The sequence below is a fragment of the Francisella salina genome, assembly GCF_000219045.1.
In the GTDB taxonomy this organism is placed as follows: Bacteria; Pseudomonadota; Gammaproteobacteria; order Francisellales; family Francisellaceae; genus Francisella; species Francisella salimarina.
On sequence record NC_015696.1, the window covers coordinates 1,828,815 to 1,841,733 of the forward strand.

Here is a 12,919-nt window from a genome sequence, read left to right on the forward strand (position 1 = left end):
ATAGAGAGAAAATTAGTATCTATATACTTGGTTCAAATTTCTTGTATTTAAGAGCGAAATCATCATCTTCAAACTGCTCATAATTTTTGATAAAACTCTTAATTAGAGATTTATATTGTTTCTTGTATGAAGATTGATCTTCCCATATATTTTTTAAATGCATAACTTCATCGTTATCATAAATAGAAGTCAAAGCTTTAAAGTTAAAATACTTTTGTCGTTCAAACTTAAAACTGACATTTTCTGGCTCCGTCAAAAGATAGTTTACAATCATTTTTGTTTCTTCGACAGGCACTCGTCTACCAGTTTTATAATCACCATCAATCCAACCAACATTAATCATATATATTTTAGCATCACTATGCTTCAAACGTTGACGTAGAATATTGGCATAACGAGTTGGCTTAAGTAATAAAAATGGTTGCGCATAACAACAAGAAAATTCTGGCTTAGGTTCAGTAACTCCAGCCTCAATGCCTGTAGAAGTACATGTATAACCTGATAAGAAATAATAAATTGCCTGACCTTTACTTAGTTTAGCTACTCGAGGCAGAACTCCTTTGGCATCTTTTACAAGAAAAATTATTTTACTTGGATCATTTGTATTTACTATATTTTCAAAATTTTCTCTCGGGAAAGTTACGTATGTGTTACTTTGTGACTTTGATTTCTCTCCAAAAATAATATTTTGACTGTCATCAAAATTAGGATTTTCAATTAATAAGTTACCTTGAAGAGCTTTTTTTATACGTCCATCATTTTTCTTAAAACTTGCTGATTTGATAGTTAAGCCAGACTCTAAACTATATATTCCTCGCATTTCAGTCCATGCTATAGCTTCATTAGCTACTAGTTTTTTATTATTATCTAGTGCCAAAGTTGTCTTACCACTCCCTGATAATCCAAAAAACATAGAGCTATTAGCTTCGTCATCAACACCAACTGCACAATAAAAAACACCAATATTATTCAAGGACAAATAATAACTCATAACAGATAACAACACCTTGTTAATCTCTGCCAAATACAACGTCCCAACAAGTATGCTTTCACGTTGTTTCAGATTTGTAGCGATAATTTTAGGTGAGTTTAAACCTATCTCAACATAATCACTAATCTCTGTCTCTGGAGAGTGCATAATTACCCATTGAGGCTCAAACTCATCTAATTGTTGCTGATTAGGAGCTATTGATATTAACTTAAAGAAATATGCTGCAGATGCTTGAGTTGTTATCAAACGAACAGCAATTGTATTTTTTTCATCATGGTTGTAATAACCTTCTACAACAAAAATGTCTTTCGTTGAAACATCCTCGTGAAACTTCTGTTTTATTAACTTCCAGCTTTTTCTTTTTAATCTTTTATTATCAGATCCATTCTCGTTCCACCATATATTCTTTTTAGCATACTTGGTCTCAACGATATACTTATCATCAGGAAGTCTGCCCTTAACATCTCCACTGTCAACGACTAGAGTTTTGCCTTCGCAGCCAACAAAACCACTATTCTCTTTGGCATGTTGAGCTAGTTCATCTAGTGATAAATTTCTGTGTACTTCCTTGATTGTATATAAGTATTTATTATCGTCTATGGTTGAAGGATCCATAATGAAAGTTCCTATGTTGCGAAGCATTTAGATTTTAACTGCAAATTATATCCAGTATATACTTTTTTTTCAAAAAAATATGTTATTGTTTTTGTAATAAAGTAAACTATTACTTAAATTTACTAAGTAAATAATTTCTTTGACAAAATGAATAATGAAACTAAAGCAAATAAAACTAATTTTATCAAAAATATAATCAAAAAAGATATTGGAACAAAGAGAGTCTCTAGTGTTCTAACACGCTTTCCTCCTGAGCCAAATGGTTATCTTCATATTGGACATGCAAAATCTATATGCTTGAACTTCGGTGTAGCTGAGGAGTTTGAAGGTAAATGTAACCTAAGATTTGATGATACTAATCCTGATAAAGAAGATATTGAATATATTAATGCAATAAGAGATGATGTAGAGTGGCTAGGTTTCAAATGGCAAAATGAGCCTCGTTTCGCTTCAGAATACTTCGATAGAATGTATGAATTAGCTGTGCTACTCATAAAAAAAGGTAAAGCATATATCTGCGACCTATCAGCAGAAGAAGTACGTGAATATCGAGGCACACTAAAAGAAGCTGGTAAAAATAGTCCATATAGAGAACGTAGTGTAGATGAGAATCTCAAGCTTTTTGAAGCAATGAAAAATGGTGAGTTTGCTGAAGGAAGTAAAACACTACGTGCTAAGATAGATATGGCTTCTGGTAATATCAATCTTAGAGACCCTGCTCTATATAGAATAAAATTCTCACACCATCCAAAAACTGGAAATAAATGGTGTATATATCCAATGTATGCGTTTGCTCACCCACTGGAAGATGCCATAGAAGGTATTACTCACTCTCTGTGTACTTTAGAGTTTCAAGATCAAAGACCTTTTTATGACTGGGTTATCGAAGAAACTGAATTTCAACAAAGGCCTCAGCAAATAGAATTTTCAAGGCTAAACTTAAACTACACTATAACAAGTAAGAGAAAACTAAAATATCTTGTAGATAGCAATCTTGTCAATGATTGGGATGATCCACGTATGCCAACAATCAAAGGTTTTAGACGCAGAGGTTATACTCCAGAATCTATCCGTAATTTTTGTGACATGATAGGGATATCTAAGCAAGATTCAATAATAGATATATCTGTTTTAGAAGAATCTATTAGAAATGACCTTAACAAAAATGCTCTAAGAAAAAATGCAGTTTTAGATCCTATAAAGGTGAGCATCCAAGACATGCCTCTTCATGAGTTAAATGTACCAAACCATCCACAAGACCCTGAGTTTGGTCGTCGAAATATAACTATATCTTCTGATATTTATATCGAAAGAGAAGACTTTGTCTTTGAACTAGAAAAAGGTATGAAAAAACTTAGCCCAAACGGTAGGGTACGACTTCTAAATGCTTATGTAATCGAATGTAAGGAAGTTATAACTAATGATGAAGGTAAAGTTACAGAACTAGTATGTTCTTATTTACCCGAAACTTTAGGCGGTAAAAAACCTGATGATGGTGTAAAACCAAATGGTATTGTTCACTGGGTTGATGCAAACAATTGTATTGATGCTGAAGTCAGAGTATATGACAGACTATTTAATCACGAGAACCCTGCAAGCTTCGATAATGTTAAAGATGTACTAAACCCTGATTCTCTAAAGATTATTAAAAATGCTAAAGTAGAAAAATCTCTAGAAAATATAAGACCTGAGCAACACTTTCAATTTAACAGAATTGGCTACTTCATATCTGACTCAAAAGATTGTAGTCATGAAAATTTAGTATTTAACAGAACTGTTACTCTTAGAAATACTTGGGAAACTAAATAAACTTAAACCATTTCTTCTTAAACCATGCTATGTAGCGTTCCTATTAACATACTTTCTAACCAAAACAATAAACAAAGAAGTTAATACAGCAATTACAACAAAAGTATCTAATGCATCTGAAATATTTGCTTTAGCAAGAACTACATTATTCTCTGGAACATAGAAATAGCTAGATAAGAGTCCACCTAACTTACCTCCAATGCCTAATGTAATGAGCCATATCCCCATATATAAAGCAACAAAACCTTTAGGTGCAATTTTAGTCACCAATGATAAACCTATCGCAGAAATACATAACTCAGATATTCCTATGAAAAAATAGCCAATAATAAATGCAAATGGAGATACTTTATCTACTCCTGGAGTAGCATAGATAAAAATTTCTATTATAAGAAAACTTAAAATCATTATCACAAATGCCATATTAAACTTATCTATATCATTAGTCATAATGTTTCTACGACCGAGATATATCCAGAGTTTACCCATAACAACAGCAAATAACAAAATTGTTACCGAAACCACACTTAATATCTGACTGGAATTCAATAAGTATTGTTTAACCGTATACTCAGTAAATAGTAGTAAGCTTATAAACATCTGGAAATATAAAGCCCAGTAAATAATAGACAATCCGAAGAATATCATTGCTACAAAGACCTTGGTAAAACTACTCTTACGAACAGATATAAATAAGATAATTAGAGAAACGAATAAGGATCCTAATACAGAAAAGTTTGCAACTTCAGGAAACTGAAATATAAAAAATAATAAAGTTATATATACAAATAAAATTACAGTAACTTTTAAAATAACTGTCAGATTAATTGTGACATCTAGTAAATGTTTATCTATTATTTTATAGCCTACTGATAATAAAATAAGCATTCCAAAACTTACCACTAAACTACTGTAGAATGCTGCATCATAACCAAAATGATCTTTAAGAGACATCGCTAAGACTAATCCTAAAAAACCACCCAGATTAATCCCCATATAAAATACATTAAAACCAAAATCCCTTCTAGTATGATCGTAAGATGAACGATCATAAAATCTTCCAATAAATGCCGCCATATTAGATTTTATTAAGCCGCTACTTATACATACCAAACTTAATCCTAGATATAGTGCAGTCTGACTTACTGTCGATGCTAAAAGAAAGAATCCTACTAACATAAGAAAGGAACCGAGTAACCCCGACCTATAATACCCCAACAAACTTTCTGCAATATAGCCACCAACAATAGCTGAAATATAAATCATAGCCAATGTTGTTCCTACTAATGAGGCAGAAACCTCTTGAGAGATATTAAATTTTTCAATAAGAAAAAATATTAATAATGATTGAACCACATAATAACCATACCTTTCAGCAAACTCTGCCAAAGCGGTCAATGTTAAAACTTTTTTTTCTTCTGCAGAGTCATGAATATCGCGCTTATAAGTCCTCATGAAGTATTTGTTCTAAAATTAGCTATAATACAATGATAGCATATTAAGTATCATTAAGTTAAAATTAGAAATCAAAATATGAGTAAATTAAGACTATAAAAGCTACTCTAGCTCTAAAAGCTCTTCCCATAAAAGATACTTACCTTCAAGATCAGTATTCAAAGTATCAAGTTTTTGCTGAATTTCATTTTGCTGTGTTTGTGACTTTTGATAAAAATCCAACTCTCCCATTTGCTGTTGAATCAAAGCAATATTTGCTTCTAGTTTTTCTATTTGACTTGGTAAATTACGTAGCTGCTTTTTCTGCTCATAAGTTAATTTATTTTTTGACTGTGGAGCTTTGTTTGTCTCTTTGACTGGCTGCACAAGTTGCTTTCGTTGTGCTACCCAACTATCATAGCCACCAACATATTCTTGCAAATTACCATTCTCAAAAACTATAGTACTAGTTGCAACATTATTTATAAACTCTCTATCATGACTGACAATAATTACAGTTCCTTGATAGCTTATAAGCATTTCTTCAAGAATCTCTAGAGTTTCAATATCTAAATCATTGGTTGGCTCATCAAGTATAATAACATTACTAGGCTTTGATAAAATCTTAGCTAACAACAATCTATTTTTTTCGCCGCCTGATAAGTGTGTAATAGGAGAGTATAATCTCTCTGGAGTAAACAAAAACTTTTGTAAATAGGTAATTACGTGAGTTTCCTTACCATCTATATTGATAAAATCAGAACCTTCTTTAACGTTGTCAATTATACTCAAAGACTCATCTAGCTGATCTCTTAACTGATCAAAATATGCAATTTTAATATTATCAGCTAAAGTTACTGTACCTTGCGTAGGTTTATCCAATCCGAGCAGCGAATTTAAGAGGGTTGTTTTACCACAACCATTTTGACCAATAATTGCAATCTTATCACCCTTTTGAATTTCAGTGGAGAAATCTTTAAATAAAAAGTCGCCTTCATACTCAAAGCCAATATTGTCAGCTTGAATAACCTTCTTGGAAGATTTATTAGCTTGAGCCACTTTGATATCAGCCTTTCCAATACTTTCTCTACGCTGTTGTCTATCGCGACGCATTTGTTCTAGTGCTCTAACACGCCCTTCATTTCTGGTACGTCTTGCTTTGATACCTTGACGAATCCAAGCCTCTTCTTGAGCTAACTTTTTATCAAACTCGCTATTTGCTTTTTCTTGTGCATCTAGAATCTGCTCTTTCTTTTCAAGAAACCTCGTATAGTTACCATTAAATGAATATAAATGTCCCCTATCAAGTTCTACAATACTTTTAGCAACATTATTTAGAAACTTCCTGTCATGCGTAATAAAAAGTATCGCACCAGTAAAGCTTGCTAAGAATTCTTCAAGCCAGCTGATCGAGTCAATATCCAAATGGTTTGTTGGCTCATCTAATAAAAGTAAGTCTGGTTTTTTTATCAAAGCTCTTGCTAGAATAACTCTTCTTTTCATCCCCCCAGATAGATCTTTAAAAGAGGCAGCTGAATCAAGATTAAGTTTAGAAGCCAAAACTTCAACATCATTTAAGTATGACCATCCATACTTTTCATCAATATAGCTATGTAAATTTTCAAGCTTAGTAGATTCAGGATCTAAAACTAAAGTCTGCTGATATGCTATCAAATGCTCACCAAGCTCTCCTAAGCCTTGTAATATAACTTCTGAAACACTTCCTCTGATATCACTAGGAACCTCTTGTATCATACTAGCAACAATAGCATTATTATGAACTATTATCTCACCAACATCTGGAATAACATTACCTTCAATAATTTTAAGTAGTGATGATTTGCCTGTACCATTTCGTCCAATTAAACAGATTCTTTGTCCTTTTGTAACTTCTAAATTAACCTTATCAAGGACTATTTGAGTGCCGAAGTTTAAACTTACATTTTTAAGAGAGATTAGCTGCATTTAAGAAAAATAATCAAATTTAATTAATGCTGATTATTGTACCCTTTCACGCAAGATTTTGATAGAAAAGACAAAGATAATAGCAGCAATAAAATACATAAAGCCAGCAAATGTAATAGGTGAACTTGGCGATATTGAAGATAAGTGTCCCATCATAATATCATTTAAAAACCATGCAAGACCAAAACCTGCACCAGCTGCCCCCATAGCTTTACCTTGCTCTTTATCAGATACTGACCCTGAAATCATTGAGAGAAGAGCTGTATAACATATAAGTTGAGAAGCCGATAAAACTATTGTCAACATCCATTGTGCAATTTCATTAAAGATAATTGATACCAGAATGAATCCGATACCACAAATAACGGCAGCTCTCACAAAAGCTACTTGATTTGATACTTTTGCAAAAATTTTGGGCTGTATCAAAATACTCGCTAATGCTGTAGCTAACCCCATCACTGCATAAAATGCTCCTGTCATAGAAACATTATAACCATATGTTAGGTTTAAGAATAGAGCTACTCCCTGCGCATAAAAACCCCAAGCACACTGAATAAGAAGATATACAACTCCAACTAATCTCACACGTTTATCTGATAGTAGAAAAGATATAGTTTTATAGATCGTACCCAGCTGAATAACCAAACCTGGATTTTTTGGTAGATCTCTCTTCATGATAATAACTATAAATGTGATATTTACTAATGCTAAGACAGCAGCAAATACAAATGGTATTGTATGGCTTACTTCCATCACTGATACAAAACTAGTAATTACTGGACCAACAACAAAGCCTAAAGATGCCGCCATAGTTATGTAACCCAGATTTCGTGATCTATCCTCCTCCGTGGATACATCAATAACCGCAGCTTGAGCGATTTCAAAAGCTCCACCAGCTAAGCCACAAACAAATCTACTAGCTACAAATAATAAGTAATCATGTGAATATATCGCATACGCTGATAAAAGATAAGAAACACAAGTTGTTGATAAAGCCACAACTAATATTATCTTACGCCCATACTTATCAGATAGCTCACCTATTATTGGGCAACCAATCATCAGTCCTAGTGGCCAACAAGCCAAAGCTATAGAGTAATACCAATTTTGAAAATTACCACCTGGATCACCAAATGTGACACAAGATTGGCCAAAGAATAGCGAAGGCATAATTGGAAAAACAAGTCCTGCTCCCATAATATCTATAATAATTGTCGTGATAAGTATGGGAATTAAAATATTTTTAGAGTGTAAGTTCATAACTTCTATAACCTCGTAACAAGTACAAATAAAAGATTTTTAAATAAGAAAATTTAAGCGTATATACTACCGTAACAAGCTTAGTTTATCAATGTTTAGAGATTTGCAAAATATAGTTATATTCTAAAGAAAGCTTTTTCAATGCATTAAGGAACATCTTTATATAGAATATAAAACTCTCATCCTTATCGTTCAAAACTTTAACATCTTTTAATAAAGGTAAAATATGTCTTTCAAAACGCAATAACTCCTTATAACTTATGCGCTTACGTTTCTTAATATCTTCTGATACATCAGTTAATGATTTCATAATATAACTCTTAAATTCTATAAAAGCTGGCTCCTTATCAAGATCTGCAATTGTTTGAGGATCAAAAGAAAACTCTATGTATTCATACATAACGATCATATATCTGTATAGCCTACGAATATATAAACTCATCTTTTCAAACTCATGCACTTTTTTTGCAGATTTTTCATACTTCAGCTCTTTAATAAGAGTAAGGTGTTTTGCAAATTCATGAAATATACTAACTCTAAGCTTTTTATGAGAATGATTACGCTCAATAAACAGAATATCAAAAAAATCATGAATCTCTGAAATTGTTTTAATATAGCTTTCTTTAAGCCTTGTTTCTGCTCTAATTGGAAATATAAACCTATTCACAAATAATGAGATCGCTATACCCAAAGATATTTCAATAGCTCTATAAATAGCAACTTGAACACCCGGCTGTTTATTTAGAATAATAATTATAAGAGTAATTCCCGCTAATGTACCGGCATAGCTATATTTAGAAGCTCCAGCAAAGTAAACAGCTAAAAATATAAATGGTAGAATTAACACTACTTGTAAAATATGATTTTGGACTGAAGCTATAATAACTAAAGCCACTAAGGCTCCAGCGACTGTCCCCAAAAACCTCATTAGTGCCTTATCTAGAGCTCCTCCTAAGTTAGGCTGAGTAGACATCACAACTACTACTGTAATTGTCATCCAAAGATACATTTGCTCTATATTAAAAAAATTCCCTAGCAGAAGACCTAGTGTATAAGCAATCGCAACAGCTATTGTAGCTTTAAGAGCGTTTATCGCTGCATACTTATTACTATTTAAAAAAGCAAATTGCATTTAAATACCTTTAGTTTATAAATTAACTACTCAGCACTAGCTCTAAAAGTTAACAAATCTACCTGAAATAAATACTCCTTTGTACTGTTATCACAGGCTTCTCTGCCTTACTGCTTCATATAATGCCACACCTGTAGCAACAGAAACATTTAAGCTAGAAACTTCTCCTAACATTGGTAATTTAGCAAGAAAATCACAACTAGCCTTTGTACGCTGACGCATACCACTACCTTCTGCACCAGCAACTATTGCTACAGAATCTGCCAAATTCATCGAATATAAACTATCATCTGCCTCGCCTGCTAAACCAATAACCCATACCCCTAATTGTTTGAGTTTTTCGATTGCTCTAGCAAGGTTAGTAACAACTACAATCTTTGTATGCTCTGCAGCACCGCAAGCAACTTTTTTGACCGTTGCATTGACTGGTGCACTATTATCTTTGGGAATAATTATAAAATCAATACCTGCCGAATGTGCACTACGTATACACGCACCAAAATTATGAGGATCTTGGACATTATCTAATATTAAAATAAAAGCATTTTTATGCTGAGGAATTAGATTTTCAATATCATTCTCAGAATATGTTTTAAAATCATTTATCTCTATGGCAAAGATATTTTGATGATTTGCATCTTTTCTGATTCGTCCAGGAAGTTGCTTAAAACTATCAATAAACGTAACTTTCAAGCCTTTTGACTCAGCTTTAGAGATAATACTTTCAATCTTTTGATTAGCATTTGACTTCTTAAATACCAATATTTCTTTTGCTTGATTAGCTTCTACTAAACTATCAACAGCATGAATACCATAAATTAAACAGCTCATTTAGTCTCCAAAAACTTAACTAACTTCTCTCTTAATCCATCAAACGAGCCATTACTCATCATCACAAGCTGGATATTCCTGTCTTGGTACTTAGTTAACAATTCACTTATACGATTAACAAAATCATCAACACTAACTATAAAATCAACATTACTACTATTTTTAAGAACTTCTTTCGCATCCCATTTTAGTAAACTATGATTATACAACAACACTCTATCAGCTTCTATAATTGACATCGGCAAATTATCTTTATTATCACCTTGACGCATTGTGTTTGAGCGAGGATCTATAAGAGCTATTAAATAAGCTTCTTTATCTTTATTACGCACAGCTTCTAAAGTTAGCTTAATAGAAGTTGGGTGATGGGCAAAATCGTCATACAAAGTAACATCATTCTGATGAGATAATACTTCCAAACGTCTTTTAACTCCTCTAAAGCTTTCTAAAGCATTTTTTATCACTTCATCAGATATGTTTAGTTGTTTTGCTACAGCATAGGCATTCATAGCATTAAGAGCATTATGCTCACCAATTAAGTCCCAAGATATTTCGACATTATCATCATTGAAATCACATAATTCAAATCTTGAATAATCTGCTACATGTTTAGCTATTTTGATTCCATTATCAGAATTTACTCTAACTACTTCTGACCAACATCCCATTGATATTATCTTTTGAATATTCTCATCTTTGTCATTACAAATAATCTTTGCTGTTGATGGCATTTTTCTGAGTAATTGATGGAATTGCCAAAATATTGCATCAATATCTTTGAAAATATCAGCATGATCAAACTCAATATTATTAATCACAAAAATACTTGGATCATAATGAATCAATTTTGAGCGTTTATCAAAAAAAGCCGTATCATATTCATCAGCCTCGATAACAAAATATTCTGAGTCTGTATAACGCGATGAAACTCCAAAATCACTACTAACCCCTCCAACCAAAAAACTAGGATTTAAGCCAGCTTGCTCTAGTATTTTGATAGTCATTGTTGTGGTTGTAGTTTTACCATGTGTACCAGCTATTGCAATAACTTTTTTATACTTAAGAATATTTTGATATAGCCACTCTGGACCTGAGAAATAGTTTAACTTTTCTGCGAGGATTTTTTCTATTATTGGCATACCTCTTTTCATAATATTACCAATAATAATTTCATCAGGATTTGTATCTAGTTGATCACAATCAAATCCTTGTAGTATCTCTATACCTTGAGATTCAAGATAAGTACTCATTGGTGGGTATACATTAAGGTCCGAACCTGTTACTTTATACCCCTTTTGTTTGGCTAATACCGCTAAGGAGCCCATAAAAGTACCGCAGATACCTAAAATATGAATATGTTTTGACATTAATTTTTTTTTGAAACTGACTAATAAAGTAGTTAAATTATATCAGCTTATTAAGTTTAAATATATTAATAGATCTTTTATCTTAAACTATAATTACTTGGTATTCCCAAAGTTATTATCTATAATTTATAGCAAGTTTGGATATATTAGGAATAATATATGTTTATAGAGTTTGCTCTTAAGAATCAGGTACTTAAATTTGGCGAATTTACGCTTAAATCAGGACGTATTAGTCCATATTTCTTTAATGCAGGGTTATTTAATACAGGTGATCAACTTGCCACACTTGCCGATTATTACGCTCAATTGATTATCAAAAGCGATGTCAAGTATGATATCCTTTTTGGTCCAGCATATAAAGGGATTCCTCTAGTTGCAGCTATTTCTACTGTACTAGCGCTGAAGTACAATATAGATATGCCTTACGCGTTTGACCGTAAAGAAGCGAAAGATCATGGCGAAGGTGGTGTATTTGTTGGTGCCGATATGACTAATAAAAAAGTATTGCTCATAGATGATGTGATGACTGCTGGCACAGCATTTTATGAATCATACAACAAGCTAAAAACTATTAATGCTGAAATAGCTGGTGTTGTACTGTCTATAGATCGTCAAGAAAAAGCTAAAGATAGCGATATTTCAGCAACTAAGAAAATATCTCAAGATTTCAATATTCCTGTTCTAGCAGTAACTAACTTTGAAAGTATTTTTGAGTATGTCAAAGAAAATCTTGATGAAACAATAATCGAAAAATTTAAACAATACCGTCAAAAATATGGCTCATAATAAAGATATTTATCTAATTTCGGATCTTCATTTAAATGCTAACCATGCTGAGATGGCCGATCTTTTTAAAAGGTTTTTAGATAATATTACATCTACACAAAACCAGCTTTTTATTCTTGGTGACTTTTTTGATTATTGGATCGGTGATAATCACAGAGATGACTTTTATCATAAAATCACAAATTGGCTAAAAGAAGCTTCAGATCAAGGTTTAGAAATATTTTTCATGTATGGAAATCGTGATTTTTTGATTGGTAGAAAATTTGCTAAACAAAGTGGCGTGACTCTTATTAAAGATCCGTATTATATAGATATATCTAATCAAAAAATACTCTTCTCGCACGGAGATCTATTTTGTACAGACGATAAGAGTTACCAAACTTATAGAAAATGGATTGCATATAATCCTATTCTAAGATTTATTTTTAGAAGATTACCTTTATTCATAAGAGAATATACAGCAAGAAATGTGCGAAAAGCAAGCTATGTAAAAAATCGTAAAAATCCGAATGTTGATGTAACGACCAAAGGTATCGAAAAATATCGTAACAACTGTGATATTATCATTCATGGTCATACGCACAAAATGGCTATACATATAGCGGATAACTATACTAGATATGTACTTGGCGACTGGTTCAAAGATGGTAACTATATAAAAATCTCAAATAATGGTGAAATCATTCAAGTTACTACATTAAATGGATACTAATTTAACTTCCGTGCCGA

At 32.2% G+C, this 12,919-nt stretch carries 10 protein-coding genes; 3 read left to right on the forward strand and 7 right to left on the reverse strand.

From position 1 onward, the window contains the following. Positions 1–19: 19 nt before the first annotated feature. On the reverse strand, positions 20–1,606 hold the full coding sequence (locus F7308_RS08945; RefSeq protein ID WP_013923549.1) for a phosphoenolpyruvate carboxykinase (ATP): 1,587 nt from the start codon (positions 1,604–1,606) through the stop codon (positions 20–22). 147 nt (positions 1,607–1,753) lie between these two features. Between F7308_RS08945 and F7308_RS08950 the strand changes: the two genes are divergently transcribed. Further along, positions 1,754–3,415 (forward strand): glutamine--tRNA ligase/YqeY domain fusion protein, encoded by a 1,662-nt coding sequence (locus F7308_RS08950; RefSeq protein ID WP_013923550.1) that lies wholly within the window; start codon positions 1,754–1,756, stop codon positions 3,413–3,415. A 27-nt stretch (positions 3,416–3,442) separates the two neighbouring features. Here the strand turns inward: F7308_RS08950 and F7308_RS08955 are convergent, their stop codons facing one another. The 6 genes from F7308_RS08955 to mpl all read right to left on the reverse strand — a co-directional run bounded on the left by F7308_RS08955 (position 3,443) and on the right by mpl (position 11,404). Continuing rightward, entirely contained in the window at positions 3,443–4,870 is a 1,428-nt protein-coding gene (locus F7308_RS08955; RefSeq protein ID WP_013923551.1) for a peptide MFS transporter, read from the reverse strand. 102 nt (positions 4,871–4,972) lie between these two features. Continuing rightward, positions 4,973–6,814: an ATP-binding cassette domain-containing protein gene (locus tag F7308_RS08960; RefSeq protein ID WP_013923552.1), complete on the reverse strand. Its 1,842-nt coding sequence runs from the start codon at positions 6,812–6,814 to the stop codon at positions 4,973–4,975. Between the two features lie 33 nt (positions 6,815–6,847). Continuing rightward, positions 6,848–8,074: an MFS transporter gene (locus F7308_RS08965; protein ID WP_013923553.1), complete on the reverse strand. Its 1,227-nt coding sequence runs from the start codon at positions 8,072–8,074 to the stop codon at positions 6,848–6,850. An 88-nt stretch (positions 8,075–8,162) separates the two neighbouring features. Next, the gene (locus tag F7308_RS08970; RefSeq protein ID WP_013923554.1) at positions 8,163–9,206 is read right to left on the reverse strand and encodes an FUSC family protein; all 1,044 of its coding nucleotides are present in this window, start codon (positions 9,204–9,206) and stop codon (positions 8,163–8,165) included. 90 nt (positions 9,207–9,296) lie between these two features. Next, positions 9,297–10,037: a 23S rRNA (guanosine(2251)-2'-O)-methyltransferase RlmB gene (gene rlmB, locus F7308_RS08975; RefSeq protein WP_013923555.1), complete on the reverse strand. Its 741-nt coding sequence runs from the start codon at positions 10,035–10,037 to the stop codon at positions 9,297–9,299. Then, on the reverse strand, positions 10,034–11,404 hold the full coding sequence (gene mpl / locus F7308_RS08980) for a UDP-N-acetylmuramate:L-alanyl-gamma-D-glutamyl-meso-diaminopimelate ligase (protein WP_013923556.1): 1,371 nt from the start codon (positions 11,402–11,404) through the stop codon (positions 10,034–10,036). The genes rlmB and mpl overlap by 4 nt, the downstream gene beginning before the upstream one ends. A gap of 159 nt (positions 11,405–11,563) precedes the next feature. Here mpl and pyrE point away from each other — a divergent pair, with 159 nt between their 5' ends. Further along, complete coding sequence (gene pyrE, locus F7308_RS08985; RefSeq protein ID WP_004288209.1) at positions 11,564–12,190, forward strand: orotate phosphoribosyltransferase; 627 nt, start codon at positions 11,564–11,566, stop codon at positions 12,188–12,190. Beyond that, positions 12,180–12,902 (forward strand): UDP-2,3-diacylglucosamine diphosphatase, encoded by a 723-nt coding sequence (locus tag F7308_RS08990; RefSeq protein ID WP_013923557.1) that lies wholly within the window; start codon positions 12,180–12,182, stop codon positions 12,900–12,902. The genes pyrE and F7308_RS08990 overlap by 11 nt, the downstream gene beginning before the upstream one ends. The last annotated feature ends 17 nt before the right edge of the window (positions 12,903–12,919 follow it).

Bases quoted from the DNA above. Each gene is read 5' to 3' on its own strand.
- F7308_RS08945 (WP_013923549.1), bottom strand. From the start codon at position 1,606: ATGGATCCTTCAACCATAGACGATAATAAATACTTATATACAATCAAG.
- F7308_RS08950 (WP_013923550.1), top strand. From the start codon at position 1,754: ATGAATAATGAAACTAAAGCAAATAAAACTAATTTTATCAAAAATATA.
- F7308_RS08955 (WP_013923551.1), bottom strand. From the start codon at position 4,870: ATGAGGACTTATAAGCGCGATATTCATGACTCTGCAGAAGAAAAAAAA.
- F7308_RS08960 (WP_013923552.1), bottom strand. From the start codon at position 6,814: ATGCAGCTAATCTCTCTTAAAAATGTAAGTTTAAACTTCGGCACTCAA.
- F7308_RS08965 (WP_013923553.1), bottom strand. From the start codon at position 8,074: ATGAACTTACACTCTAAAAATATTTTAATTCCCATACTTATCACGACA.
- F7308_RS08970 (WP_013923554.1), bottom strand. From the start codon at position 9,206: ATGCAATTTGCTTTTTTAAATAGTAATAAGTATGCAGCGATAAACGCT.
- rlmB (WP_013923555.1), bottom strand. From the start codon at position 10,037: ATGAGCTGTTTAATTTATGGTATTCATGCTGTTGATAGTTTAGTAGAA.
- mpl (WP_013923556.1), bottom strand. From the start codon at position 11,404: ATGTCAAAACATATTCATATTTTAGGTATCTGCGGTACTTTTATGGGC.
- pyrE (WP_004288209.1), top strand. From the start codon at position 11,564: ATGTTTATAGAGTTTGCTCTTAAGAATCAGGTACTTAAATTTGGCGAA.
- F7308_RS08990 (WP_013923557.1), top strand. From the start codon at position 12,180: ATGGCTCATAATAAAGATATTTATCTAATTTCGGATCTTCATTTAAAT.